30 protein-coding genes are annotated in these 26,794 nt (G+C 33.8%); 26 read left to right on the forward strand and 4 right to left on the reverse strand.

Translation table 11 applies throughout. The features are described from left to right. The 8 genes from AB3H93_RS13525 to AB3H93_RS13560 all read left to right on the forward strand — a co-directional run. Nucleotides 1-208: hypothetical protein (locus tag AB3H93_RS13525; RefSeq protein ID WP_368020701.1), on the forward strand; the 208-nt coding region annotated here is incomplete at its 5' end. Nucleotides 209-282: 74 nt separating this feature from the next. Next, nucleotides 283-501 (forward strand): hypothetical protein, encoded by a 219-nt coding sequence (locus AB3H93_RS13530; protein ID WP_128436187.1) that lies wholly within the window; start codon nt 283-285, stop codon nt 499-501. 30 nt (nt 502-531) lie between these two features. Then, on the forward strand, nt 532-708 hold the full coding sequence (locus tag AB3H93_RS13535; protein ID WP_010720529.1) for a hypothetical protein: 177 nt from the start codon (nt 532-534) through the stop codon (nt 706-708). Between the two features lie 22 nt (nt 709-730). Continuing rightward, nucleotides 731-877, forward strand: a complete 147-nt coding sequence (locus AB3H93_RS13540; protein ID WP_010738083.1) for a hypothetical protein — start codon at nt 731-733, stop codon at nt 875-877. Further along, entirely contained in the window at nt 874-1,149 is a 276-nt protein-coding gene (locus tag AB3H93_RS13545) for a hypothetical protein (RefSeq protein ID WP_010738082.1), read from the forward strand. Before AB3H93_RS13540 ends, AB3H93_RS13545 begins: the two co-directional genes overlap by 4 nt. A 199-nt stretch (nt 1,150-1,348) precedes the next feature. Then, complete coding sequence (locus tag AB3H93_RS13550) at nt 1,349-1,690, forward strand: DUF5406 family protein (protein WP_010738081.1); 342 nt, start codon at nt 1,349-1,351, stop codon at nt 1,688-1,690. Nucleotides 1,691-1,705: 15 nt separating this feature from the next. Then, nucleotides 1,706-1,996 carry a hypothetical protein gene (locus tag AB3H93_RS13555; RefSeq protein WP_010738080.1) on the forward strand — a complete coding sequence of 97 codons (291 nt, stop codon included), beginning with the start codon at nt 1,706-1,708 and terminating at the stop codon, nt 1,994-1,996. Between the two features lie 12 nt (nt 1,997-2,008). Next, nucleotides 2,009-2,374 (forward strand): hypothetical protein, encoded by a 366-nt coding sequence (locus AB3H93_RS13560; RefSeq protein ID WP_128436186.1) that lies wholly within the window; start codon nt 2,009-2,011, stop codon nt 2,372-2,374. Nucleotides 2,375-3,017: 643 nt separating this feature from the next. On the opposite strand, the gene AB3H93_RS13565 is transcribed toward AB3H93_RS13560, so the two are convergent. Both AB3H93_RS13565 and AB3H93_RS13570 read right to left on the reverse strand, forming a co-directional pair. Beyond that, complete coding sequence (locus AB3H93_RS13565; RefSeq protein WP_368020702.1) at nt 3,018-3,443, reverse strand: hypothetical protein; 426 nt, start codon at nt 3,441-3,443, stop codon at nt 3,018-3,020. Between the two features lie 53 nt (nt 3,444-3,496). After that, complete coding sequence (locus tag AB3H93_RS13570) at nt 3,497-3,742, reverse strand: DNA-binding protein (RefSeq protein WP_094939968.1); 246 nt, start codon at nt 3,740-3,742, stop codon at nt 3,497-3,499. A gap of 140 nt (nt 3,743-3,882) precedes the next feature. Here AB3H93_RS13570 and AB3H93_RS13575 point away from each other — a divergent pair, with 140 nt between their 5' ends. Then, nucleotides 3,883-4,800 carry a LysM peptidoglycan-binding domain-containing protein gene (locus AB3H93_RS13575; protein ID WP_368020703.1) on the forward strand — a complete coding sequence of 306 codons (918 nt, stop codon included), beginning with the start codon at nt 3,883-3,885 and terminating at the stop codon, nt 4,798-4,800. Nucleotides 4,801-4,942: 142 nt separating this feature from the next. Then, nucleotides 4,943-9,055 carry a SpaA isopeptide-forming pilin-related protein gene (locus AB3H93_RS13580; RefSeq protein WP_368020704.1) on the forward strand — a complete coding sequence of 1,371 codons (4,113 nt, stop codon included), beginning with the start codon at nt 4,943-4,945 and terminating at the stop codon, nt 9,053-9,055. Between the two features lie 171 nt (nt 9,056-9,226). Here the strand turns inward: AB3H93_RS13580 and AB3H93_RS13585 are convergent, their stop codons facing one another. Continuing rightward, the gene (locus tag AB3H93_RS13585; protein ID WP_368020705.1) at nt 9,227-9,538 is read right to left on the reverse strand and encodes a hypothetical protein; all 312 of its coding nucleotides are present in this window, start codon (nt 9,536-9,538) and stop codon (nt 9,227-9,229) included. Between the two features lie 576 nt (nt 9,539-10,114). Between AB3H93_RS13585 and AB3H93_RS13590 the strand changes: the two genes are divergently transcribed. The 3 genes from AB3H93_RS13590 to AB3H93_RS13600 all read left to right on the forward strand — a co-directional run bounded on the left by AB3H93_RS13590 (nt 10,115) and on the right by AB3H93_RS13600 (nt 12,327). Next, nucleotides 10,115-10,396, forward strand: coding sequence for a hypothetical protein (locus AB3H93_RS13590; protein ID WP_368020706.1), 282 nt, complete (start codon nt 10,115-10,117; stop codon nt 10,394-10,396). Beyond that, entirely contained in the window at nt 10,393-11,910 is a 1,518-nt protein-coding gene (locus AB3H93_RS13595) for a peptidoglycan DD-metalloendopeptidase family protein (protein ID WP_368020707.1), read from the forward strand. The genes AB3H93_RS13590 and AB3H93_RS13595 overlap by 4 nt, the downstream gene beginning before the upstream one ends. 111 nt (nt 11,911-12,021) lie before the next feature. Next, nucleotides 12,022-12,327, forward strand: coding sequence for a hypothetical protein (locus AB3H93_RS13600; protein WP_368020708.1), 306 nt, complete (start codon nt 12,022-12,024; stop codon nt 12,325-12,327). Here the strand turns inward: AB3H93_RS13600 and AB3H93_RS13605 are convergent. Further along, complete coding sequence (locus tag AB3H93_RS13605) at nt 12,298-12,921, reverse strand: DUF6037 family protein (RefSeq protein ID WP_368020709.1); 624 nt, start codon at nt 12,919-12,921, stop codon at nt 12,298-12,300. The two genes, AB3H93_RS13600 and AB3H93_RS13605, sit on opposite strands and share 30 nt — an antisense overlap. A gap of 369 nt (nt 12,922-13,290) precedes the next feature. Here AB3H93_RS13605 and AB3H93_RS13610 point away from each other — a divergent pair, with 369 nt between their 5' ends. The 13 genes from AB3H93_RS13610 (at nt 13,291) to AB3H93_RS13670 (ending at nt 26,782) form a co-directional block, all read left to right on the forward strand. Then, nucleotides 13,291-13,395 carry a DUF3789 domain-containing protein gene (locus AB3H93_RS13610; RefSeq protein WP_288322416.1) on the forward strand — a complete coding sequence of 35 codons (105 nt, stop codon included), beginning with the start codon at nt 13,291-13,293 and terminating at the stop codon, nt 13,393-13,395. A gap of 38 nt (nt 13,396-13,433) precedes the next feature. Further along, nucleotides 13,434-13,811 (forward strand): hypothetical protein, encoded by a 378-nt coding sequence (locus tag AB3H93_RS13615; protein ID WP_368020710.1) that lies wholly within the window; start codon nt 13,434-13,436, stop codon nt 13,809-13,811. Nucleotides 13,812-13,844: 33 nt separating this feature from the next. Continuing rightward, a complete protein-coding gene (locus tag AB3H93_RS13620; protein WP_368020711.1) occupies nt 13,845-14,654 on the forward strand; it encodes a hypothetical protein in 810 nt (269 codons plus the stop codon). A 73-nt stretch (nt 14,655-14,727) separates the two neighbouring features. After that, a complete protein-coding gene (locus AB3H93_RS13625; RefSeq protein ID WP_002334239.1) occupies nt 14,728-14,925 on the forward strand; it encodes a hypothetical protein in 198 nt (65 codons plus the stop codon). Further along, entirely contained in the window at nt 14,915-15,274 is a 360-nt protein-coding gene (locus tag AB3H93_RS13630; protein ID WP_181916689.1) for a hypothetical protein, read from the forward strand. Before AB3H93_RS13625 ends, AB3H93_RS13630 begins: the two co-directional genes overlap by 11 nt. A gap of 26 nt (nt 15,275-15,300) precedes the next feature. Further along, nucleotides 15,301-16,407 (forward strand): hypothetical protein, encoded by a 1,107-nt coding sequence (locus AB3H93_RS13635; protein ID WP_161652477.1) that lies wholly within the window; start codon nt 15,301-15,303, stop codon nt 16,405-16,407. Then, nucleotides 16,382-18,037 carry a hypothetical protein gene (locus AB3H93_RS13640; protein ID WP_161652476.1) on the forward strand — a complete coding sequence of 552 codons (1,656 nt, stop codon included), beginning with the start codon at nt 16,382-16,384 and terminating at the stop codon, nt 18,035-18,037. The genes AB3H93_RS13635 and AB3H93_RS13640 overlap by 26 nt, the downstream gene beginning before the upstream one ends. Continuing rightward, nucleotides 18,037-18,435, forward strand: a complete 399-nt coding sequence (locus AB3H93_RS13645) for a hypothetical protein (protein ID WP_161652475.1) — start codon at nt 18,037-18,039, stop codon at nt 18,433-18,435. The genes AB3H93_RS13640 and AB3H93_RS13645 overlap by 1 nt, the downstream gene beginning before the upstream one ends. A gap of 438 nt (nt 18,436-18,873) precedes the next feature. Beyond that, entirely contained in the window at nt 18,874-19,263 is a 390-nt protein-coding gene (locus AB3H93_RS13650; RefSeq protein WP_128436205.1) for a hypothetical protein, read from the forward strand. A 358-nt stretch (nt 19,264-19,621) separates the two neighbouring features. Next, the gene (locus AB3H93_RS13655; RefSeq protein ID WP_368020712.1) at nt 19,622-21,817 is read left to right on the forward strand and encodes a type IV secretory system conjugative DNA transfer family protein; all 2,196 of its coding nucleotides are present in this window, start codon (nt 19,622-19,624) and stop codon (nt 21,815-21,817) included. Further along, entirely contained in the window at nt 21,818-23,836 is a 2,019-nt protein-coding gene (locus tag AB3H93_RS13660) for a pLS20_p028 family conjugation system transmembrane protein (protein WP_368020713.1), read from the forward strand. 124 nt (nt 23,837-23,960) lie between these two features. Next, the gene (locus tag AB3H93_RS13665) at nt 23,961-24,296 is read left to right on the forward strand and encodes a DUF5592 family protein (protein ID WP_094939986.1); all 336 of its coding nucleotides are present in this window, start codon (nt 23,961-23,963) and stop codon (nt 24,294-24,296) included. Beyond that, entirely contained in the window at nt 24,293-26,782 is a 2,490-nt protein-coding gene (locus tag AB3H93_RS13670; RefSeq protein ID WP_368020714.1) for a VirB4 family type IV secretion system protein, read from the forward strand. Before AB3H93_RS13665 ends, AB3H93_RS13670 begins: the two co-directional genes overlap by 4 nt. Nucleotides 26,783-26,794: the final 12 nt, after the last annotated feature.

Here is a 26,794-nt window from a genome sequence, read left to right on the forward strand (position 1 = left end):
CGTGTTTGGAAGGACAGTACCTGAAGGCGTAGTGCCCCTTTGGGATGATTTTGTGAAGGCAAATTGCGGAGAAATAAGTAGCGCAGGTAAGAGTTACCTCGGTAACTATCTGTTAGCAGAAGGATTTCTGATACTTGAAACATTTCGAGTGATTTGTGATTCACAGGTTGAGCATTTACCTAACATGCAAAGTTATCGTTTTACTTAACAACGAACACTAACTTTTATTTGATTTACGATTTACTTGTAAACAAGAGAAATTTTTTGCTAGGAGGCGTCCAAATGACAGAAATTCAACGATTGATTTGCTTTTTAGAATCTGGCAAACGCAAGGAAATTTCAATGGCTGAATATGTTTCTCTGCAAAAGAGGAAACATAAGTGGTCAGAAAGGCGTTATCGCCAGTTGTTGGCTGAATTATCAAGAAGTCAAGCAATTCCTCCGAATTATGCCACCAAAAACGGGCAGGTTGTCCGAATATTAAAATTGAGAACTGCTTAGATTTAGAAAAAGTAGAGGGGACACCTGAATATGGGAACAAAGAAAAAACGCATCAAGATTGCGGTCAGTGAAGAAACGATCCAAAAACTTCAGTGGATCGTAGAAGAAGACCAAAAGAAAAACAACAAGAGAATTTATCCTTGTGACTCTTTAGAGCGAATAATCAATAACGAATATGTTATACGTAAAGCATTTCGAGACAAGTAATTAAGAGAAGGAGTGAATGCCTATGGTAAAGGTTATGGGGAAATATACCGGACGTGTGTATTATTCCTGTCCAAGCAAAAAAGAAGCCAATGAATGGATTCTTGCGAAAAAAATCTTTGAGCCATTAGTTATCCTTGTTCTTCCTCGAAAGAGGGAAGTGACGACATGAGTACAAAATATCATTATCGACCTTTAGTAGACGGTTTTAATCAAAATTTCAATTTACAAGAAGAGGAAAAAATGATTCGACGTTTCGAGAAAGATATTTTAGCTGAGATCAAAAAAAGAAAAGATCGAAAGCTTCTAGTCAGTCAATATATTGCGAATTTTTCCCCTAAAGAAAAACGTTGTTTTTTCGGTCTTTTGAAACGGTTTGAACGAGTGAAAGTCTATTACCAATTGGAAGAAGGTATGTCGCGTCAATATTTGATTAAGGCATAGGAAAGGTGACGGAATATTGAAAACGAACATTAAAATTCTAGAACGAGTATTTCTAGGTAGAGATACGGAAGTACTTTTCATTCAACATGAAGAACGGCAGAACAATATGACTATGCTAGAAAAACAGGAGATTGGGAATCTGGTAAGACTTTCAATCACAGGAAAGATCAACCGAAAATTAGTTTTTCAAATGTAGCAAATGAAAAATTATGATCCAGATAGTCAATCGGGAAAACATACGATTAAAGTTTCTTTTCAACGATGGGATTACAAAGGTTTTGTGACGTTTAGAAAAGGTGGTAACTGTAAAGGGTTAGATGTTTTAGTATTGGATGAAGAAGATTTATACAATCAACCATTGCTTGATAATCCAATCGGGTTTGAATTACTTCCTGAAGATGATGAGGGCAATGAATGGTTCAAAATGACCCTGACAAATGACGAAGGGGACGAATTGTTAGTTGAAGATGTATGGGAAGAGTTAGGTGATTACATTGTAGGTCTTGAAATTATTGCTTTTGTAGCAGATAAAGAACAGTAAACGGAGGAATAGCCAATGAAATTTTTCAAAGTGAAAGCCCAATGTTATTATGCGCTAATTGCAGCAAAGGATAAAGAAGAGTGTATGGATCTTTATGAGAGAGTAGTAACAGATATCGAAGATCGAGAAGAATTTGTACGATGCTTGCAAGAATTAGATCGAAATGAAGCGATTGAAGAAAATGCAAAAACAATCAGTGAAAAAACGTTAGAACCAATCGGTATGGAAGAATCTACAAAAGAAATTTTTAGTATTATCGATGAACAAAAGTCTTATGTACTAAGTATTGACTCTGCACTTGTTTAAGGAGAAGACGATATGAAAATAAATACAGGTAGCACAGTTTCTCTAACTACTTTTCGGTTGAGAAAAGAGTATAAACAAGAATTAAATGAAACTAAAATTCCAAGTTTTGTACAAAAAAGAATCGAATATTTTGCAGAGTACCTTTCAAAAGGAATGACATTTTCAGATTTGTATTTGTTTGTTGCAGCTGAATCAGATGAAGAAGGACTCGCAATAATGTTTGAAGAAATTTTTAGTAGCTCCTATCTTTTTACAAGTAGTGAATTCATAAAATGGTATCGAGATCCAAACAATTGGAGACAACGACAAGTCGATTTAGCAAATGCAGTTATCCATATATATCAACAAAAAACAAGGAAAGAACAGATGATTGTATGAAGCAAGAGCAATAAGGAGAAGAAGTATGAGTACGATGGGCGAAGTTTATTTCTTAAAACAAATTGATGATCTAAAAAAGGGAAGAACGAAATATTTCTTTTTAGATCAAGAAGATTATGAATGTTGGTTAGATAAAATAGAACAACATAATCTTCTTGTAGTCAAAAAGTTCACTAGTAGTAATTATCGCATATATCTCAATAATGAGAAAAATCGAGAAATAGTTCAAAAGATTCTTATAAGAAAACCAAATCAACGAAAGAAAGGAAAGAAAAGAAGTAATTATCTATTTGATTGCAATTACGCTTACAATGTTAAGTATTCTAGTTGCTTTGTACTTAATATTTATAAGATTTATTTCTGTAGAAGACTATTAATTTATTATCATTTTTTAACTAACAAATTTCAGTTACTTCTTTAGTGAAGTAATTGAGATTTGCTAGTTATTTACTAGTGAAAATAAATTTCATTTTTTACTCCTTTCTTTCCATGTAGAATCTTACGAGGGAAGTTCCCTCGTAAGTATTATACGATTATGAGTTCAAAATGATCTTTTATGAATGAAAGCGTAACATTAAAATAAAAATTTGTTATAATTATTATATTGTATTCATTTTAAAAAAACGCTATCATTTTAGTAACATTAATTTTTTAGTTGGTAAGCAAAATATTGATTGTCTTTTTTTGCTAAGCCAAAAGTATCCCCTATTTTTAGAGATTTTGGAGCATATTTCAGTTCTGGAATTTCAAATAGATTTTTCTTTTTGTCCGTTACTTTTATTGGTAACTGGATTTCTTCTCCAGATTGAAGGGAAAGAACTGCAATATTTTTATTTTGGAAGAGTACAGTAGTAATTTGAGTCTTCCCCAAAACTTGAATATCCGCGCCTTGACAGGCTTTGACTTTCGATAAAGATGGATAGCGATAATTAGCTGAAATAACCGAGGAAGAAGATTCAACGGTTGATTGGTTATTTGTTTCTGTTTTCTTCGACAGAGAAAAAGCAATGATAAGTACAGATATCAGTACAATACTGAGTGATAAGATTATGAGGGATTTTTTCTTCATAGTAGTTACTCTCCATAATAAAATTGTTTTTTCGATAGAGAAGCAGAAACGACTTATTGTTGTCTCTGCTTTTTAGCTTGTAACTGTTTAGCGTAAGCTTCTATATCACTCTTAAGATATAGACGAACCATTCCAGGACCAGAACCTTCTCCAATTTCAACGAAGGGCTTAATTCGACCTTGTTTAATTGTTTGAGAAAATGCTGCAAAACTTTGACCAGTAATTTCGGCGGCTTGTTTTCTAGTAATTAAATTGGATGTAACCCAGCTTTGATAGTGATTTAAATTGCTATTTTCCATAAAACAACCTCCTATTTATTGGATTCTAAGATAAGTATACCAAAATTTATATCTTTTTTCAAAATAGTTGTTGACATGGGATTCTAAAATTGGTATCCTATTTTTGTAAATAAATAATAAATAGAAAGAAGGAATATAAAATGAAAATATTACGAGTACTTGCAATTGGAGCGACTATTGGTGGAGTTGCATTAGCAACTGCTCACGAGAAAGTAGCTGCGGCAGAATGGACACCACGTACAGTGGAACAAATCAAAGCAGATATGAAAGGTAATGAATATACAATTGTTTGGGGAGATACATTAAGTGGAATCAGCCAAGCAACAAACATTTCTGTACAAAAATTAGCAGATATGAACAAAATTGCGAATGTAGACTTAATCTACGCAGGCAATAAACTAGTTTTTGATGGAAATGTAGCAACTGTTCAGAATAACAAAGGAGAAACAGTTGTACAATCAGTGATTCAACCACAAGATAAAGTAGATTCAACTAAACCAGTAGGACAACCAGCAACTTCACAAGGAACAACAAGCAATAATACAACTAGTTCAGCAACTCAAAACACAACAACACCTTCAACTGATAACACAGTAACAGGTAATACACAAACTGGTGGTCAAACAACTGAAAATACAGGAACAACAACGCCAAGCACACCAGAAAATAACGGTGGTACAACTCAAACACCAACACAACCAAGTCAACCAGATAATAATGGTAACCAAAACGGTTCGACAGGTGGAAATACTGGCGGGGGACAAACAACACCATCAAATCCTGGCAACAATGAAGGAAATCAAGGTGAATCAACTGGAGGAAATGGTGGAACAACTACTCCAAGTAAACCACAAGCACCAACGATCGTAAGTGGCTATATTGGAAATACAGGGAAAGTGTTTGATACAGATAATGAAGCCACTACTTGGGCTGAAGAGGAATTAGATAAGGATTTTGCTTTAGGTTCATCTGGACATGGATGGACACGATATGTTGTTATTACAATTTATTATAGTGATGGGACAGAGAAGTTTTCAGTAAGCTTATATAAAGATTAATTAAACATAAAATTATTTTGTTAGTAGAGAAGGAATGACGATAAGTTGTTTCTTCTTTTTTTATATTTATTTTAGGAGGTAATCTCAATGAATTACTAGTTATATTGTTAAAACAATAAAAAATATAGGGAGGAAAGTATAAATGAACTTTAATCAATTAAATAAGATACGAAAAAAAGTGACTGCTTTTATGCTCTTATTGAGCTTGTCTGGTGCTATTAGTCAACCGTTAAGTGTATTAGCTGAAACAGAAATATCTAACCAAGCGGAAAGTAGTCAGGTAGAAAAAAGAAATTTTCAAAAAGAAAACAAGGATATAAGCAAAAATATAGAAGAAAAAACAGAACAATCCATTCCTATGGTAACTGAAAGTTCTATAACTGATGATACGGGTGAAAGTAAAGAAGAAACAACCTTTGATTCTCCAACAAAACAATCAGATCAAGCAAATAGACAATCATTAACTCCTGTTCCTGCGAAGACTGAAGATCAATTAAATCAAGAAGTGAAAAAAATATTTGCAGACAATGGTTATGAATTGTTAGAAGACGGTTCAATTCGTAGTACAACAGGTACTTCGTATCGTTCTAATTTGTTTGAGGTACTACAAAAAGTAGAATTAATTAAAGCACAAAACCAAGCACAAGCGAGAGCAGTATTGGGAAGTGCTTTTTTTGTTATGCCTAGAGGAACAGGAGCTGTTTATGTAGACTCTAATTATGGCGATGCTGCTTTTCATTGGTCACAATCGAATGGAAATGTAGAAACTGGCTATTATGCTAAAAAAGATAGTAATGGAAATATGCTTTGGTGTGTTGAACCAGGAGCACCTTTAAACTGGGGAGCGAATGCTGGTTTTACTACTTCTGAGGTATCTGAAGCTAAATATATTAAAGCTTCATTAGCTGTATATTGGGGATGGGAAAAACAAAAATCAGTTGTGAATGCTTTTTATACAGAAAAATTGGTTCAAGAAATTACAACTGGGGTTAAACCCACAAGCATAAGTGATTTAAGTGGACAAGGAAGAATTAGTTTAGCAGGGTATGAAGCATTTAAAAAAGCAACTTTAGATAAAATAGATACATTTTATAAGAGACCTTCGTTTTCCGGAAAAACATATACAGTTAAATTAGGTGAAATACTAAGTTTGGCTGATACAAATAATATTTTAAGTTATTATGTCATGTCAGGAAATTCAGCTAATGTCAATGTTTCAATGAGTGGTAATACAGTTAAAATTACACCGAGAAATGACAGCAATCAAACAGGACAAATTCAATTCAAATATAATATAGATTCTAATTACCAAGGCGCTTCGATTATTTATCAAGCCCCTTATTTACAAGATGTAATTAGAGCTAAAGTGAAGGATCCAGCAAGATTTTCTATCAATCTAAATGTACTAAAAAATGGAAATGCAAAAATTAAGAAAGTAGATGCGGATACAGGTAAAGCTATTTCTGGTGCGAAATTCAAACTTTCTTATGGTGGAAAACAAGTAGAAGTTGTTACAAATGACAATGGGGAAGCTGACCTGAAAGATGTTCCACATGGTACAAAAGTGACTATTCAGGAAATTCAAGCTGCTAACGGTTATGTGTTGAACAAAACACCACAAACAGTCACAATCGAAGCAAATAAAACAGTTACGGCAACTTTCAAAAATAAAAAACAAGTGGGGCGTTTAGATCTTATTAAAGAAGATAAAGAAACAGGAAACCAATCGCAAGGTTCAGCTCGATTAGATGGTGCAGTATACGGGTTATTCGAAACAAATGGTCAGAAGGTAAAAGAAGTGACATTGAAAAAATCTGGAGATAAAGTCACTGGTTCTTTTGAAAACATGCAAATTATGCATGACTATTATGTTCAAGAAGTTAAAGCGCCAGAAGGCTATAACCTTGATTCAACAAAATATCCAGTAAATATTGCTTATGCTGGTCAAGATAAAGAAATTGCAGTTCAATCAATGACTGTAAAAGATCAAGTGATTAAAGGCGGCATAGAAATCGTTAAAATCGGTGATAAACCACTTGTAAAAAAAGTAATGGACAAAGTGACTGGTAAGTCTGATAATGTGAAACCTAAAATAGAAGGGGCAGAATTTACAATTACTTCTAAAACAACAGGGAAACCAGTCAAAGTAATTACGACCGATAAAGATGGTAAAGCAAGTACAGGTAAAACATTGCCTTATGATTCGTATGTAATGACTGAAACTAAAACACCTGAAGGGTATCTAACGATTGATCCAATCGAATTTACGATTTCGGAAGAAGATCAAAAATTATTCTGGGTATTGGAAGATAAAATCATTGAAGCTCGTTTACACCTAGTAAAAGTAGATGGTGAAACAGGAAAAACAATTCCATTGAAAGATACCACGTTCAAAATTTGGGATCGATGGTCAAATGATGGAAAAGGGGACTATGTTTCAATGCGTGTTCCTAATTCATTGGAAGTCAGTGACGAGTTTAAAACCAATGACAAAGGGGAATTGGTCACAAGTGATAGTTTACCATTTGGTAAAAATCGTTATGAAATCCGTGAATTACGTGCGCCAGAAGGTTACTTGCTTGCGACTGAACCAGTTGTTTTTTCTGTAACTGAAGCTGATGCAGGTGGTGTGATTACGATTAAGTTCAAGAACATGCCACAAAAAGGGCAAGTGAAAATTCATAAAACTGGAGAAAAAGGGATCTCTACTGTCGAAAAAGAAGGCGAATATGGTAAATATGTCGATATTCAATACGATCAAGTGGATTTAGCAGGTGTCAAATTCAAAGTTCGTGCGGCAGAAGACATTACAACGCCAGACGGTACCGTTCGTTTAGCAAAAGGTGAGTATGTTCAAAAAGACGGAAAAGATCTTGAATTAGTGACAAATGATTTAGGAGATACTCTTTCTGATCCTAATTTGTATATTGGGAAATATGAAGCAATTGAAATTGAAGCACCAAGTGGTTTTGTGATGGCGGAAGAACCAATACCTTTTGAAATTAAATATGCAGGTCAATTGGTTGAATTATCTTCGACTGATGTAGAAATTGAAAACTCATTACAAAAAATCAATGTATACGGCTATAAGAAACAAGAAGTCGTAACTGGTTGGGAAGATGGAAAACCAACCATTGAGCTTGAAAATGCGAAAAATGGTCAAGTGTTCGGTTTATATGTTGGCGAAGAAGGACTACAAATTGGTTATGATATCTTACCAGAAGGTAATGCTCTTGCTTATGCAAAAGTAGAAGACGGAAAACTTTCATTTGAAGGATTGACCTTACCTAATATTCCAAGTAATTACTACTTACAAGAAGTGAACGCTGGGAAAGATCATGTATTAGATGAAACAAAATATACGTTCCAATATGTTCCATCAAGCAATGAGAAAGAACATAATATTCATGTATTTGCGGACGGATACGCTGAAAATAAAGAAATCTTGACGAAAATGGCTCGAAAAGAGATTGAAAACAAATTAGCATATACAAACGTTGAGCTAATCAAAACGGATAACTTAGGTAACAAACCACTTGAAGGGGTTGAGTTCCAATTAATTCGTGTAGATGGTAAAAAAGAAACAGTGATCGACACGTATAAGACAGATAAAGATGGAAAAATCGCTGTGAAGAAATTACCAACTGGAAAATACAAATTCAAAGAAACGAAACCATTAAACTGGTACTATCCAAATGCAGACGATTTGAGCTTTGAAGTAACGCCAGAAACCAATGGGCAAGAGATTTCACTTAAAGCGGTCAATAAACGTAAGCCAATGAAAATCACCACACTTTTAGCAACCGTAGACGGCAAAAAAGAAGCTGACCCTACTGTTGATAATACATTGCGTGATAAAGTAGAAATCAAAGGCGCAGAAGTTTGTCATACGTACTATATCGTAACGCCATACGTTGATTCAGCAACGAAAAAGGTGATTACAACTGTTGAGTCTACGTATACCGCAAAAGCTGAGAATGAAACAATTTATGTGGATATTCCAATCGCAAAAAATACGATGAAAGACGGTCAAAAAGGGGTAGCTACTCACTATATTTATTACGACAAAGAGAAAACAAAAGAAGTTGGTAAAGAAGATGATTTGAAAAATAAAGATCAAACTGTCACATTCAAAACGCCTAAATTCTTACCAAAAACGAATGAATCAAGCAACGTACTAATAAGTATGATCGGCTTGGTTCTTTTTGTTTGTGCTAGTGTTGTAGTTTTTGTTCGTCGTAAATCACACAAATAATTAATGAAATAGAGATAGTTGAAATGACTATCTCTATTTTTATTCAAGGAGAGTGAGAAAAATGTTTTCTAAATTTCTGAACAATTATAAGTAAGAAGAAACAAGTTAGAAATCGATTCAAAAATATCCATGAAACATGTTGCTTGGACATTAACAAAATGAAGAAGAATTCTATAAATCATGTTGATCAATCAAAGAAAATGAAAAAAAGTGATTGAATTCTTTTTTTGTTGAAAAAAACTTTATTTTTCCTGGTTTATAAGGATTTGAAATAAAAAAATGAATGTCTGCTAAAAAGAAAAATATATCTCTACAGAATTCATCTAAAAAAACTTCAGGATGTGCTAAAAAAAATGCTTCAGATAATAAATAACAAGGCACTTTATCTATATTTTTTTCTTTAGCAAAGTGAACTCTATTGTTTCCATCTATTACAGAAGGTCCCAAACTAAAAGATTTTGGATAGAAAATCAATATAGGCATATCTAGGAATTTTGAAGATTTATGTGTTGGCTGATATAAAATTTTAGAAGTAGGTTCTAAGTTGTGTTTAGATAAATGTTCTGAGGCCAGTTTAAATAAGTTAATATTAGCTATTTGAGGAGATATTTGGTCTTTGTAAATAATTTTTTCAATTAAATCAATATTTACACAAGTCCAAGCTAAGAAAGTTGAATAAAAAGTTAATCTTATAGGAAAATGTTCTATTGTTAAATCTAATGTACAAAAATGTTTTTCTGCTTCTTTTTAGCTTTTAATTAATCTTTTTTTCCAAACGTTCAAAAATTCATCTTGAATAGAATTATTGCTGAATATTGTGAATTGGTTGATAAATTCAAAGTATCTATCCCAGTCAATATAAAAAGTGTCATAATCTTATTTTGCGTAGTTTATTGGCATAAGTATCAACTTTTTTCTATATTTTTTCACTTTATATATATAACAAGATAAATAATGTTTCTCAAATATTCAATGATTTTTTAAGAGATAGTAAAAAAATATATGAAGGTTCTTTATTGTTGAAATATTTTGGTTAAAATGAAGGTGGATAATGCTAGAGTGAAGAACAACTGTGACAACCAAGTTTCTCCTAATTTACAAGAAGGAGTTTGGCAAGTAGAAGATCATACGTTGTGTGAAGAATGTTCGGAAGAACTATTTTTCAAAATGAAGGATAACTACCATGAATTTTCTTTAAGTATATCCGTTGTTTTAAATTGTTTGTTTATTGCAGAAAAAGAAGGGTATGTTCCCCGACTACCAGATTCTTGGTGGATTCAAATCCGACAAAAGATTCCTGCAGAAACTATATCGAAAGAAAGGAAGAAGATTTGTAGATGAAGAAAACAAGTAAATTATTGTCTGCTTTATTGTTATTAGGTCAAGTTGTTGGTTATACTCCATCTGTTTTAGCAGACGAAGAACAACCAACTGTAGCGACAGAACAATCAACGACAGTGAATACTGATAATTCTACAACAGCTAATACAGATACAACTAAGGAAGAAATCACAACTGATTCTTCCATTGAACAACCCGAGCAAAAGCCAAGTGAATCAACCGATCAGACGACTAACTCTACGGCAGATAGCTCACAAACAACAGAGTCAAAACCAGAAACAACTACTCCTGGTACGACAGACTCTAGTCAACCAGAAAATAATACGCAAGAACCTACTAAGCCTTCAGAAACGAAGCCTGTGGAACAGCCAACCACAAAACCAAGTGAATCAGTGAATCAAGAAGTGACACAACCAACAAAACCTGCGGAAGTCACTCCTTCACAACCAGTTTCGAAACAGCCTTCAACCACTGGACAAAATGCACAACCAAAAGCAGAAACAAAGGCACAAATTCAAGCAACTGTGCAAGAAGAGTCAAAAGCTTATCATCAAGCACCAACTGCGCCTATTCAAGAATTAGTCCCTTCTAGCAAACAGGATAGTGAAGGAAACATTCATTTTGAAAAAGACGAGTCTGTCGAAAGTTTTATTCGTAAAATTGGCGAATCTGCTCGTAAAATTGGACAAGAAAATGATTTGTATGCTTCAGTCATGATTGCCCAGGCGATTTTAGAATCAGCTAGTGGTCAAAGTCAGTTAGCTCAAGCGCCAAATTACAACTTGTTTGGAATCAAAGGCACACATAACGGAAAAGGTGTCTCTTTTGCAACACAAGAAGATTTAGGTAATGGGACACTTTATACTACTCAGGCAACTTTTAGACAGTATGAGAACTACGAGGACAGCTTAAATGACTATGCTCAACTATTAAAAGAGGGTTTAACAGGAAATAGTCATTTTTATGATGGTGTTTGGAAAACAAATGCGAAAACCTATCAAGAAGCAACAAAATTTTTAACAGGACGTTATGCCACAGATACTAGCTACGATAAAAAATTGAATGGCTTAATCGAAACCTACGAATTAACGACTTACGATAAAGAAGTAGAGGGTCCACAACTAAGCAAAGAAGGGTATATCGTACCAGTAAAAAATTATACGATTTCTAGTCCGTTTGGTACTCGTGGTGGAGAATTTCATCGAGGAATTGATTTGGCAGCGTCACAAGGCGAGCCAATCTATGCCAGCAAGGCAGGAACGGTTATTAAAGCAGAGTTTCACCCTTCATGGGGCAATGTTGTAGCTATTGAGCATGAAGACGGTACAACGGCTTTGTACGCCCACCAACAAGAATATCAAGTCAAAGTTGGTGACAAAGTAAAACAAGGGCAGATTATTGGTTATGTTGGTTCAACAGGAAACAGTACAGGCAGTCACTTACATTTTGAATTGTGCCTAGATCATAGTTTAAACCAATCACAATTGGTTGATCCAGAAACAGTCTTATTCTAAGGAATAAGGCTGTTTTTTTAGGAGGAATAATATGCGGTTATATATTGTTCAAAAATTTTATGATCCTGCCCTTTTACTGTTAAAAGTAACTAGAAACAAAGGAGAGATATATTGATAGTAAAAGAAAAATTACGAATTTGTGTAGTTGATGAGGGAAAAATCAGTCGAAAAATTCCAGAAGACTTTGGGCATCTATTTTTACAACATTACATGAAATCCAATGGTTGGACAGTATCTGGAGCTGCTTTTGCTGGTAGAAATAATATTCTTGTTTGGCAAAAAGAAGAGGAAAATAAATCACTTCAGGATTTATTACCAATTAATATAATAAATCCTGAAGTATACACATTTCTTAAAAAGAAAGAACATTGGATTGATATTGAGGTTTCAATCGTTGTAAAAACTATTGTTCAATAGATTTTCAAATTCTATAGCATTGGGGTTAGCAATATCAGTATATCTAACAGAAATATCATAATCTTTAATTGCTTGGTAGATTTGAGGATAAAGGATTTTAGTTTTTTCTAAATTTGTTTCTGAACGTGAACCTCTCACTTCAGGATTTTTAGCTCTCAGCGTTTGCCAGTTAATAAAACCAAGAAAATAAGGACGTTCTTTATCTTCTGTGACATATTTTTTAGAAATAAGTGGTCTATTTAGATTTTTATTGATTTCAAATTTTGAGGGAATTGATTTATTAAGGCGTTCGAAGAAGCTCTCCATAGTAAATCCACCGTCTTTTGCTTGTAACTGAAAGAAATTCCAAAAATCAGTAAATAGTTCTCGATCTTCTATATAAGTATTTACTAGATAACTAGGAAGGATAGGAATTTTTAGTGAATCACCAGTTATTTGTTTGAAAAAAGATAAAGAAAAACCTTCTTCATAATTTGCTTCAAACAAGCAAGAATACACAATATTCTTATAAGTAAAATCAAAAGTGGCAATATGAACACCTAGCTTTTTCATTCCTAAATGAAATAACTGAAGATTTTGTAATTTATAGGTCATACTCAGCACCTCAATGGTTTTATTTAAATTTTATCATATTCAAAATAATGGAGGGAAGAGATTTTTATTGGAGGATTGATAGAGACATTACACAATGCAAAAAAGGTTTTGTTCTAAGGAATAGGAGCATTTTTGTAATATGGTATTTATATAAGATATTATTTAGATTGGATTCCGTTGCAGATGATATGGGGAACGTGGTTTTTATTTGTAATGTGGTGTTTAAATAAGATATTATCTGCACTATTTACTTAAGAAAAATCAAAAGTTATTCTATAGACTTATAGCTTAAATCTGATTCATTCACAGTCTTATTTTAAAGAATAAGACTGTTTTTGTTTGATATAAATAAAAGAAGGGAGAGTTTATATGTTATTTTGTGCAGGTCTATTTGTGGGTGCTATGTTTGGAATAGGAATCATGGCACTATTAGTTTCAGGAAAACAAGAAGATCAACAATTTAAAAGAGAATAAAAAACAAATTTATCTAATTTTTAGGAGGAACTTTTATTTTGGACAACCAAGAATCGAATTTATATCTTGTTAGGGATCTTGTATTAAAAGAAAAGGACTTAATTTTTACTGCTTATAAGAAAGATATTATCAAATCTCGTGTTTCAAGAAAAATGAGAAAAGGAAAGAGCGGTATAATCGAATCTGAATATTGTTATTGTTTACCAGAAAAAATAATCAAAAAAAAACGATTTTATCAAAACCAATTGCCAAATGCTCGATACATTAAGAAATTATGTATTTTAAATAATGAGAGAAGAATTGTTCAAGAAATTCCTATATTGAGGGTTCTTCAGTCAAGAAGTGGGGCATTGAATTTTGGGATTGATCGACAAGCTTTTACGGAAAATCTAACGAGACAAGCTACAAAAAAATAAAACTCATATTATGTAACTTTTTAGGAGGTGATCATGTTGTTATTAGAACATGTATTGAAACAAGTTATTCAAGAGACCTATCCAGATAAGAAAATCTATCAGGATTTTACAATTAGGATCGTTCCTAAAGAACTAAAATCAAAACATGGACAATACATTCAAAATGATCGAAAAATCGAAATCTATAATTTGAGTCGGGCACCTGGCGCAAACTTTTTAACTGCTTTGCATGAAGTGGCTCATCATATAGAAGCTATGGATCTCGGCGAAACAGCGCATAAAGAAACGTTCTATGCTCGTTTCTATCCTTTAGTCTGTACAGCGTTAAATAAAGGATATCTCAATCAAGAAGATCTTTTAATGGATAGTCAGGACTCTTCTGATTATAAGAAACTCTGTCAGTATTATGGCAATTCTTTTGCAAAGGAGTTTACAGAGTCAAAAGAAAAAGATACGGTGGTTGTTTTGGGTGCTTATCATGCACATGCCTTATTAAAAAGACGTGATTTTTCTTACTTATCTAGTCAACATATGTGGGTAAGAAAATTTGAAAACGAAGCACAAGCCATGAGAGAACGACAAATTTTGGAAAGTTTTCACCAAGATTTTGAGTTGAAAGTCGTTTCCTTCTTAGAGCCAATTTTCGTTCAAATGTATTATATTGCTGTTCCTGGTGCTTATCAATATCGTGAAATTTTACGAAAAGAAGGTTTTATCTGGAATGGGTATGGCTACAAAAATGCGTGGATAAAGAAAATTCCAAGTACGGAATATCATAAAGTACGTGATTTTTTAAGAGAAAAACGATTGGCAGGAAAACGAGTACCCGAATTACAAAAATAATTGAATCAAGTGTTTTTCAATAGAAGATTTTGTATCTTCTATTTTTTTATAAAAAAATAAAGGAGAAATGAATATGGCATTATCTGTAGAACAACGAAAAACAAAAGAGGTCGCAATGGCAGTTTTAGAAGCCAACGGCCAAGACTATGATACGGCATTAGATCAGTTCCACCAGAAAATTATTTCCGAAAATCAAGAACTGATTTTAAAAAGCTTGAAAAAACAAGCAAATAACAATCAATTTCAGAAAGGACAATACAATGGAAAATAATCAAATGAATCTTTTAGGGCAAAGGAAAACATATGGAATTTCTTCATGGATGAAATTTAGTTTGAGTGCATTAACGGTTATTTTGCTATTTCAACTAGTACTTCCGATGGAAGCATTTGCTGATATACAAAGTTCAGTAAACCATGCTGGTGATTCAATCACAAAATTAGTACGAAATATCACTGCTGCAATTGGAACAGCAATTATTGCAGGTGGATTTTTAGCTAACATGATGCCAATTATGGAAGTTAGTCAAAAAGCAAAGATGATTATTATTCGTGCTGGAGTTTCTATTCTAGGTATTTCATTTGCGGCACAATTAGTGGATTGGATTATGTCCATTAAATAGTTTGAAAATGAAAGTTGGTGAGAATGTTGATTGAAGTTAAGATTGAAGAATCTAATGCCGTACGAATTAGAAAAGAACGCTATTCGTATGTGGAATTTGAACAACTTTCAGAAGAATTACGTCCAGAAAATTCGGTGACTTATCTCTTGGTACAAGATAAAAAAGTCTTGTATCAAGGAAAATATCAATGTGTTTCAGGTTTATCATTTCATGAATCCATTCATTATAGTATTGAACAAATGATTCAAGCAGGCACATTAAAACAGCGTAAAGGACAGAAATTGTTGGAGTTGTTAGATCAAGAATTAGCTTTTCCTGGTGGAACACAACCTTCGTCTACTTCAGTTTCTTTCACACCGTCTTCTGAAAAGAAGAACAAAAAGTACTTTTCTCTCAACCTTGATTCTTTACAATCTTTTTTTAAGATTCATTGGAAAAAAATAGGTATAGGAGGAAGTATTTTTTTTCTTCTTTTTATTGGTATTTTGTGGAGTTCAACTCAAAAAATCAAGACGAATCCAATCGATTCTTATCAAACATTGGTTGATAAGAAAGAATATATTGTAGCGTTGAAAGAATACCCACAAAAAGAAGAAGTGTTAGTAAAGCAACTTTATCAGGAAAAAAATAAAAAAGAGTTATCTAAGCTATCAAAAGAAGGAAAATCAACTCTTGCTTTCTTTTATTTACTCTTTTTAGAACACCAGTGGAAAAAAATCACAGAAATGACTGATTTGCCTGTGAATGAAGAAACACAAGGGATGCTTGGTTTTGCCTATTTAAAGCAAGGAAAAATCGAAGAAGCAGAACTAATCAACCAAGAAATTAAAAGTACGGTATTAGACGAGCAGATTCAGCTTGCAAAAAAAGAAGAAGCTTATCAAGCCATTCATGAGAAAGAAGTCAAAAAAGCAGAACAAATCAATCAAGAAATTCATGACGAAGAATTAACTGAAGATCTATCTGTGGCTAAAAGTATTGTGAATCTACTTGAAAAATATCAAAAAGACAAAGAGAATACGACACTTTCTGAATCTGAACGTAAGGAAGCAGAAGAAAACTATAAACTTTGGGAAGAAAAATTACAACAATTAGGAGGAGTTTCAAATGACGAATCAAACAACGAACAATAAAGGGAATGGGTTTCAATCGATTCCGAAAAAATGGTGGTTAATCGGATTATGTTCCGTCTCTATTCTAGGCGTAGGAGGTCTTATTACTTATAGTTATAGTACTTCACCACAACAAGAAGTAGCCAAAAAAGAGCAAGTGCATTCTATGGATAGCGATAAAGAAAGTGAAAAAACATGGGAAAAAGCAATCGAAAAAGAAACAAAAGGTAAAGAAAAATCAACATCAAAGAGAAAAAGTAGTATGGATAAGCTTTTAGGTGTGTTAACAGGAGAAAATAACGAAGATGATTCAAGTATTTTTGGTTTTAAAGTGTCAGATAATGACAAGAAAGATCGAACAAATCTCATTGGGGAATTAGCTAAAGCATTAGATGTACAAGAAATCAAGGAACAAAAACGAGAAACTAAACCAAATAGTGAAAATAAGAAAGAACCTTTATTCTTACTGACAGATAAACAACAATCGTCCAAAGAAGAATTGACGGATTTGTCAAAACCTATTTTGCCAGATAAAAAACCAGAAGTCGTTTTACCTGAGAAACCTGAAAATCCAGGAATAGACGAAGAAAAACCAGTTGTTCCAGATATACCTGTTTTACCAGATGATCCCAATGTACCCGTTATACCAGATATTCCTGATATACCAGTAGACCCTACTCCCGAGCCAACACCTGATCCAGAACCAGTGCCGCCAGTTACACCAGATGAACCAGATCATACATTAGATCAACTCATTACTACGAATAAGCTTGCTTTAACCACTGTTAAAAATAAAGCAGAACAATTGAATCAATCATTGAATCAAGTAAAGAAAGAGTTAGAAAACTTAACAATGATTGAAGAAAAAACTGCACAAACTGCAGAACAAGCAACGAATGAATGGCAAAAAGTTTCTGATCTAGTCAATGAATACAATCGTCTATCACAAGAAATCAAGAAATTGATTGAAGTCGATGGACAAGTATTGCCAATCAACTATGATTTATATCGTGAAACGTATGAACAATTGACTCAAAAAGTAACTGAAATCAAAGAAGCACAGAACAAAGCCAATCAAACGACCACACAAATGAGTGAATCAGTTCAACAAGCACAAGAAACAGCCAATCGGTTACCAGATATGAATCAACAATATCAAGAGTTACAAACACAAGTTTCTACAACTAAAAATGAGATCCAAACAACAGTATCTAATGCGCAGTCGAATGAACAAGTAAGCAATGCAGTACAGAATGAAATCAACCAAGCGACACAAGCTTCAGAAGCATTAGATACAACTAATCAAGTGGTAGGTAGCCAAATAGAAGAGAGTCAACAAACGGATTATCAACCTGCTTTGGAACAAGCCAATCAGGCTGTCGAAACGGTAGCCAATGAGGCTAACAAACAAAATAGCGCTGTAGATTCCGTTCTAAGTGATTTTCAATCATTGCCTACTGTAGAAGAAGTGGAAGCTCCTTCTACGCCTGAAACAGCTCCAGAAACGCCAGAAATGATCAATCCATCGTTAAATGAACAAAATCAATCGGAATCCTCCATGAATACAGATACAAGTGATCAAACTTCCATTTTTTCAGAAGGATCTTCTTCGGATAGCGGCACTCAAATAGGAAATGGAGAAATCGTATAATGAGTAAAACCGATTATTATTCGTTAGTTATTCGTCGATACATGCAAGAATTTTTGATTCTTGCATGTATTTGGTTTTCTTTACCAGTGATTTTTTCTGGTTATGATTGTTTGAAATCTTATAAAATTTATTTTAGAGGATTAGGATCTGGTGACTTAGGCAGTTTGTTTCTGCTTGTTGGAATCTATTACGGTATCTTTTTGATAGTAAAAGTATTTTTTTATTATCTAAGAGGGAAATATCATTTATTTTCTTTTATTCGACGCCAATTTTTAAAATGGTGGGGGTTCTATTTACTGACAGGCACATTCGGTTATTTTGATGGTTTTATTGCAGGAGGTTGTTCTATTTCTGCCTTTCGTTCCTTCTTGATTTTATTTGTTTTTACATTTTTATAAATTTGTTTAAATCAAGTATATGATCAATCCATTATTACAAATTATGATTTACCTAAAAAGCAGAGCTCATTGAACTATCTGACTTATATAGGTTTTGAAAAAGTAACAGAAGATTTGATTATGACACCTCATGGAAATATACCTGTTGAAAGGATTTCTTATTATTATCATATCGAGCGTACGCCTTTTACTATGACTGTTTCGAGAGGTTCATATAAATTGGCTTCCTTTTATCGATGTATATTGAATCTAACACTTAGTTTTTAAGTTTTCTATCTAAGTATCAACGGAATGATTGAAGAACAAAACATTTTACGTTATTTAGGTCTTCTCCTAATGAGTTTGTTGCTAGTTATCGTTGAAGCACCAACTTCGTATGAATTATTAAAAAAAGTGAAAAAGATATTTTTAAGTTATCAGAAGAAAGGAAAAGGATAAATGGTTTTAAGTAAACAGAAAATAAAGGAAGAACTTCATAAAATAGATTTACGTGAAATTTATCGTCGTTATTGTGAAGAAACGGAACTAACAAAAAAAGAGCTTTATATGATTAAAAATTACGATGAGACGCATACTTTAGAAGAAGCGATTCAATTTCGCATTGAGAGTCTGAAGGAATACCAACAGATTCGCCAAGAAAAATGTAAAGAAATGGAAATTAACCAGTTGGTTGATTTGATAGGTCATGAAGAGTTGGGACAAGAGTATTTAGCAACAGAATATGAACAGATGGAACAATATATAGATAATAATGAAATGGATGAAACAGTTTCATTTCAACCGTATGCTTTTGATTTATTTTATCAAAATGAAAGAGAACGTACATGAAACATTCAAAATTTTGGAGAAGAGATTTAGTTGGTACTCGATTTTGGCGTGATCCTACACGCACACCCTACAAGCATATTGAACGTTATCTTGGACAGAAACGTGTATTGTATCCTTTATTTGTTAGTTTGTTCATTTTTCTATTTTTATTTTCCAACTACATTGTATCTTTACCAAGTATTCTTACTGAAGTCTTTCCAAATGGACTTTTTGGAGAATGCGACTGGAAAAATGCGTTTCAGTTAAAGTTTTTCTTTCAGTTACCAAAAACCAGTACAGGGTGGTTATTTTTTTTTTGATTTCCTCATTTTGTACATTTTTATTTGGGTACAAATTATACAGAGTCCGTAAAAGCTTTATGCCATTAGAAGATGTTATGACTGCGGCGACGTCTCGTTGGGCAGATGGAAAGAGTGAATTAGATTATCAGTATCCAGTCATGCCTACAGATGATATGGAAGCCTATGATGGCCCATCAGGAATGGTCGTGGGAACGTCTCCTCGAACAAATGAAGATCGAGAGTGTCATCGAGTTCGAGAATATATTTCTAGTGAGCCAACGAATGTGGCTATCGTTGGGGAAACTCGTGTCGGTAAAGGGGTTTTTGGAGTTGAAAAAGCGATCGATGGATACAGTCGAACAACGAATATGAAGGAAAAACGTTCGATGAATATTCATGATCCTTCTGGAGAACTTTATTTGAAGTGGAAAAAATTATTGGAAAAAAGAAATTACAAAGTTAGATTGTTGAATTTAAATGATACAGCTGTTTCAGATACCACGAATCCTTTAGCTCTGGTTGTTCATTACTATAAACAATATTTATTTGGAGACACAACAATTGCGAGAGATCGAGGACTCGATCAAGCTCAAGCAGAATTAGCTACTTTATGTTATACCTATTTTCATGATCCAAATGCGAAAGAACCTTTTTGGCAAAATGCGGCGACTGCTTTATTTACTGCTGGATCATTGGCATTAATTGAAGAATCTTTATTGATTCAACGAGAAGAACTTTCCAATATGTATACAATTGTGAATATGATTGCGGAAATGAACAGTGATCAAATTACTACTGAATCTCATTCTGTCATTCAAAACTATACAGATGATTTAAGAAAAAGAAAACAATTATTCAGTAAATACAAAGGAAAGTCAGTATTAGACTTCTATTTCCAAGAATTACCTTTAGATCACCCTGCTCATTTGGCTTATTTAGATATTTTAGCTTCTGCACCTGCAAAATCAACCATTGGGAATGTGGTAACACATATGTTAACGAATTTAAAAGCATTTCGTAGAACAGGAAATGCCAAGTTAATGGCTCAAAATTCAATCAATTACATGGATTTAGGGTTTGGCGAACAACCAATGGCTGTCTTTGTAGTTGTTTCTGACCAAGACAAATCGAATCACGAGATTGCGGCTAATTATTTCGATCAAAGCTTTAAAGAATTAACAAAAGCAGGGTTAAAACAGCCGAATCGTAAATTGCCACGACAAGTGGTATTTCTTTATGAAGAAGCAGGCAATATGGTGAAAATCCCTGAATTAGCAACGAAAATGACCGATGGGTTAAAAGTAGGACTTAGTCATGTGATTGTTCTACAAAACTATGAACAATTAGATAAGTATGGTGATGATGCGAATACGATTATTGCCAACTGCGGAAATACCATTGTAGTTAAAACCAAATCAAAGAAAACAAGAGAAATGATTGTTGAAGACTTAGGGAATCGAGCGAACCTTTCCCTTTCACGTCAAGGAAAGATTGCAGATAGTGAGAAAACACTCACTGATTCTATGGAACGTATCCCTATGTTAACTAAAGATGAATTATCTCGTTTACCTTTTGGACAAACTGTTGTGATTCGAAGCATGAAAACTCACGATTTAGCAGGGAATGTCATTGAAAATATGTATCCTATTTACAATCGTGGGGAAACAAAAATGCTAGAAGCATGGAAATATCTTCCGTATGAAGAAAGTACCTGGGATGAAATTGAGGAAGAGTATCGCAATGCGCCTCATACACAAATTCAATTAAGTAGTTTACTTTATTTGGTTGATCCTTTAATGATTCAGGAAAAAGAAGAAAGAAGACAAGCGATTCTTGAAGGGAGAGATTTTGAAGCAGAGAAAGCTTCAGCAATTGAAGCAGAAAATCAGTCAGTCGAAGAGGGTTCTGTACGTGTTTCGCAAGGAAAACATGTCGAACCAAAAGTTGAAAATTCACGTTTGAAAGAACTAGATACAATTTTTGACGTGTATTTTACGGAAGACGTTCAACAACAACCTATACAAGAATTGGATTCAGCTAGTCCATTAAGTTATTTCTTTAAACAGAAATTGAAAAAGGACGTACGAATCTTTTGTGAATCACAGGAAAATCCACAACGAATAGAGGAAGAATATGAACAATTGCTTCAATCAGGGACGATCAAAGATATAAAAAAATGGTTAGCCAATGTTGGTAGAGAGCCTCTTTATGAACGGATGATTCAAAGCGTTGAAAAAAATGGTTTTACTCAAATAGGAGGGGAGGAAAAATAAATGCTGTTTATTCTAGCCAATGTTGTGACTAATTTTCTCTCTGGAAATGGTGCAACAGTGATGTCTAATGAACAATTGTTAAAGCTGTTAAATCATTACTCTGATTATTTAACACAAGGAAATCTAGGTTGGGATTTTTTACGACCAATAGCCATGAAGATTGCGGAAGGTGGTGCTTGGGTTTTAGATGGATTGTATGGTGTGATGGAGAACCTTTTAAAGTTGTTAAATATTTTTGACAATCCAGCTTTCAATGAGTTAATGCACAAAATCGATCCACTAAAAGGATTTCTTTTGTTAATGGCAGTAGTGGGCTTTTTTATTTTATTAATGTTTAACAAAGTCAATGGCGCAACACAAGCACCATTAAATTTGTTTTTGATCCTTTGTTTAACATTGATGGCTCCTACGTTATGGTCAACGGCTTCAACCATGACACAGGGTGTATTCAAAGCCATTAATAAGGTAGATCAAAGTCCAGGTGAGTCGATTATTTTGGAAAATACCACCGATTTGTTAGCTATGGCAGAAGAAGGATGGAAATTAAAAAAGGGTGAAAATCTGAACCATTATAAGCATGCCAAGCAAATCGATATGAAAGAAAAAATTGATGAGCCTGATGATGTGAAAAATGGAGAGGTTTTTAAGAAAAAAATCAAAACAGACTCTAAAGGAAAGGATTCAGTGGTGGATATTGAACAACCAAGTGGTTTTGCGGCTTGGTTAATGTCTGAATTCTTTTCGCCAAATTATTATCGCAACAAAGTCCATTTCTTTAATATTTATTTGACTGAGCTTGTTTCAATTGTTGCATTAGCGATTACTTCCTTCAAATTTGCGATAATCATTGCCAAAATGTATGGCGATTATGTTTTATTAGTCAAAGGTGGATTGGCAGATTTCATGGGTATGCAACGAGTGAAAGCTGTTTTTTCTGAATTAGTTGGTAGTTTTGCTTTGTTAGTCTATGTGCCGATTCTTTTTCAAATTTATATTGTTGCGACGGTTTATATCAAGTCGATGAATTTTGATTTTTTCACTTACATTATTGCGATGGCAGGTGCTGCATGGGCATTGATCGATGGGCCAAATGGATTCCAACGTGTGACAGGAATCGACGCAGGTTTGAAAGGAACTGCTGGTGTGATGATAGCAGCCTTCAGTGGGTCAAAACTTGTACGAGGGATCAAAGACTTTGGTGTGAGTGCAGCGAAGTCCGCAGGTGGTGCATTAGCTGATGTTGGTGCTTTTGGTTTAGGAATGTCATTAGCTACTGCTGGTACAGGAAATAATGGCAATGGAAAAGGATTGAAGGGGATTAATGACATGATGAATGGTGGTGATTCTGATTCAGAGAATAAGGAAGAAGATGATTCTAAATCTAATAAAGGCTTTAATGAGCAAGAAAGAGAGAAAGACCAATCAAAAGATTCGAATGATTTACAAAATCAAGAATCCTCTGAAAATGAAGAATCGTCTACAGAATCAGAAGGTGTGGGAGAAAACACACAAGAAACACAAGAAACTTCTGAATCTTCCCCTGAATCTTCAGATTTTGATAGTTTGGAATCGCTAGAACCAACTGAAGCAGATATTAATTCTGATTCTCCACTAGGATTCAATGAAATGGCACGTCAAGAGTCTGAAGAACCGGAAGAAATGACTCATTCAGATGATTTCGATTCTGATTCATCTGGAAAGGAAGAAGCTCATTCATCAGTTACTAGTGAAAAAGAAACTGGATTCAATCAATCATCTGACGACCCAAAATCTTCTAAAACTGAAGAAAAGCCAAACCGAACATTTTCTGCGAAGTCTGACCGATTAAATCAAGAATTGTCTCAACATAAGAAAAATAATCCATTAAAACAAGCAACTAAAAATAAAGTATTTGGCTATGGAAAAGAAGATCCTAGACGTTATCATTCTTCGTCCTTTATGAGTAAACATCGAGATGCTTATGATCTCGGAAAAGATTATGGGCAATATCGCCAACAAAAACGAAGAATAAAAGGCTAACTTAAAGAATCTAAAAAAGAAGAAAAGAAAGAAAAATAAGTAATTATATTGGTGTTTGATGAAGAACTCTATTTCTCAATAGGGTTCTTCAACTTTTACTGATAAATGAAAGGAAGGAACAAATATGTTTACTCGCCCTAACCGAATCACGGATACAATGCGTGTCGGTGGTGTTTACACTTTAATGGATGCCGCCGTATTTTTTGGTGTATTGCTTTATGGTTGGAATTATATTGCAGCTTTAGTTTATCCTCCTTTACGCTTGTGGTTTCGTCTATTTCTTGTATTGGTAACTATTTTTTGGATGTTGCCGTCTCCAATGAAACCAAGTCAAAAGAATATTACCACACTTGTGGATCTTTTAAGAAAGGATCTGACTATTTATCACCCAGATACGATCTATCTTTCGCAACAAGAAGCGTTTGAAGAGAATAAACAACTAATGGAGGCAGAAAAATGATTATCGATGATTCCTTAAAAAAAGAAACAAAGAAGAAAAAGAAACACAAACCAAATTACAAAATCTCAAACAGTGTCTTAAAACTGATGAATCATGTTTCTATGATTGAAGAAGATTGTATTGTCACAAGAAATGGATTTACAGATTATTTATTATTAGAAAACTATTCGATTCGTAAAGAACCAACAGAAATTCAGCGCCAAGGGATTCAAAGCTATGTGGATTTTTTCCGAAGTACTACGTCAGACATTAAATTAATTTTTATGGGGTATGCGGCAGATACAACCCAACAAATTGATTATTTGTATGATCGATTTCCAAAAGAGGGGAGTGCGTATCTGAAAGAACAGCGAGAACACAAAGTATGGGAACTCGAACGGTCACAATCATTGTTAGAAGATATCGTGTATATCCAAATTTTTGGAGAAACAAGAGAAGCGTTGGAGAATGCTCGTTCTGAAGTGTTACACAGCGTGAACAAATATATTCATATTCATCCAATTTCAGTGGCGCAAAAGAAAAGTTTACTTTATCAGTTATACAATTTAGGCGATCGCCCTCCGCAATTTGATGATTCTTTATCTGACCAAGATTATTGTAATAAAGCAAAAGAAGATTGGAAGTTTATGAGTGAGATCATGCCACAAACAGGAATTACTTTTAAGGGAAATTGGTTTAGTCAAACAGGCAGAAATTATATCGGTGTCTCTCATTTATATAAATACGCAAAGAAAGAATTTTTTTATTGGGGAGAACAAATTTTTCGTCAACCTGGTGTGATTACCACAGTTGATATTTCTCATTTAGGTTTATCCAAAATCAAAAAAGAGTTGAATAAATCCATTGGAGAGAGTCGTGATAATGCGAGAAAGGGATTCTCAGAGGACATTCGACAAGAAGCGGGGATTGAGTATCAATTATTAAAAGAATTGATGGAGGACATGATCACAGGGAATGAGAGCGTAAAAGAAGTGACGACACGTTACTATATTTCAGGAAAAACGAAAGAAGACGTCCAGCAACAAGCAGATAAAATCAATCAACGACTTTCTATTAGAGGTTATAAAGCTTCTTTCTTTTTGGGAGAAGAAGATACAGAGTTATTGGCACTTTATCGCTCCCATAAAGAACAAAAGCAAGCGAAAAATCGTCAAGGGAAAGAGTTGACGACGAATGATCTAGGGGCAAGTTATCCATTGAATTACAGCCAATTAATTGATCCAAGAGGCCTTTACTTTGGTCGAACCAATACAGGAGGATTGGTTATTTTAGATATGTGGCATAAGGATTATATGCGCCTTTCTTATAATTTTGTGTTGATCGGTATTCCTGGTTCTGGTAAAAGTTCAACGTTGAAAAAGATCGGTAGTCACAATCATTTATTAGGCAACTATACGTATTATTTTATGGCAAATGCCGAGAATAATCGTTTCATGAAAGCTTATGGTGGTTTGTCGTTAGACGCTTCTGGTCGTGATGGAACAGTCAATCCTTTCCAAATATTTGCGACAGTGATTAATGAGTTGACTGGCGAAGTAGATGAACAAGAAAGTTACAACGTTAGTAAGAATAAATTGAAAATTATCTTCGCAAATATTCATGGAGAAAATGATCCGGAGCTAAATACGTCATTGGATATGTATATTGATTTGTTTTATGAAAAATGGTTTTCTGATCACCAAATGGTATTGGAAAATGCCACGCAATATGAAGCGATTCAATATCCTTTATTGGAAGATTTTTCTCAGTTTATTCACAATGAATTGTTTGAAGAGGAAAGGAAATTTCGCTCCTGCCTCTCAGAGTTTGAAGCCAAAAGGTTAGATAAAATCTATTCAGTTAGTCAAGCCATGTTGCGATCAGATGGAAAAATTTTTAATCAACATACGACTTTAAATTTTGAAGATTATTACTCCGTCTCATTTGATTTGAGTAGTTTGTTAAATAAAGGAAAAGCTGTATTCAATGCACAATTTTATAATCTTCTTTTCTTAGTATGGAATCTTGCGATGACACGAGGAATGAGAGAAAAATATTTTGTAGATAATCATTTGAAACGTCCAGAAGAAGCGATACGAACTCTGTTAGTGATCGATGAATTCCATAATATTACCCGACAAGAAAACATGGACGCCATTGATTTACTTGATCGGTATGAACGAGAAGCACGTAAAGCCTTTGGAGGTTTAGGCTTAGCTACGCATGATATTTCAGATTTATTTTCTAAAGGGGCGTCCGACAACTTTAAGGAGAAAGTACGTAAACTTTTGAAGCTGTCGACCTATACTTTTATCATGAAACAAGACCCAAGTTCGATTGACGAATTAAAAGATTCATTCAAAGAAACACTACGTGAAAGCGAACTAGAAAGTATTCCTAATCTCAATCAAGGACAAGCCATTTTAGCTATCAAAGGAAAAGGAAATTTCCAATTGAATATAGATTTATCAAAAGAAGAAATCGAAATTTTTGCCGGTGGGCATTAGTTTAGACGCTTA

Source organism: Enterococcus sp. C74 (assembly GCF_040887125.1).
GTDB classification, from domain to species: Bacteria; Bacillota; Bacilli; order Lactobacillales; family Enterococcaceae; genus Enterococcus_B; species Enterococcus_B hirae.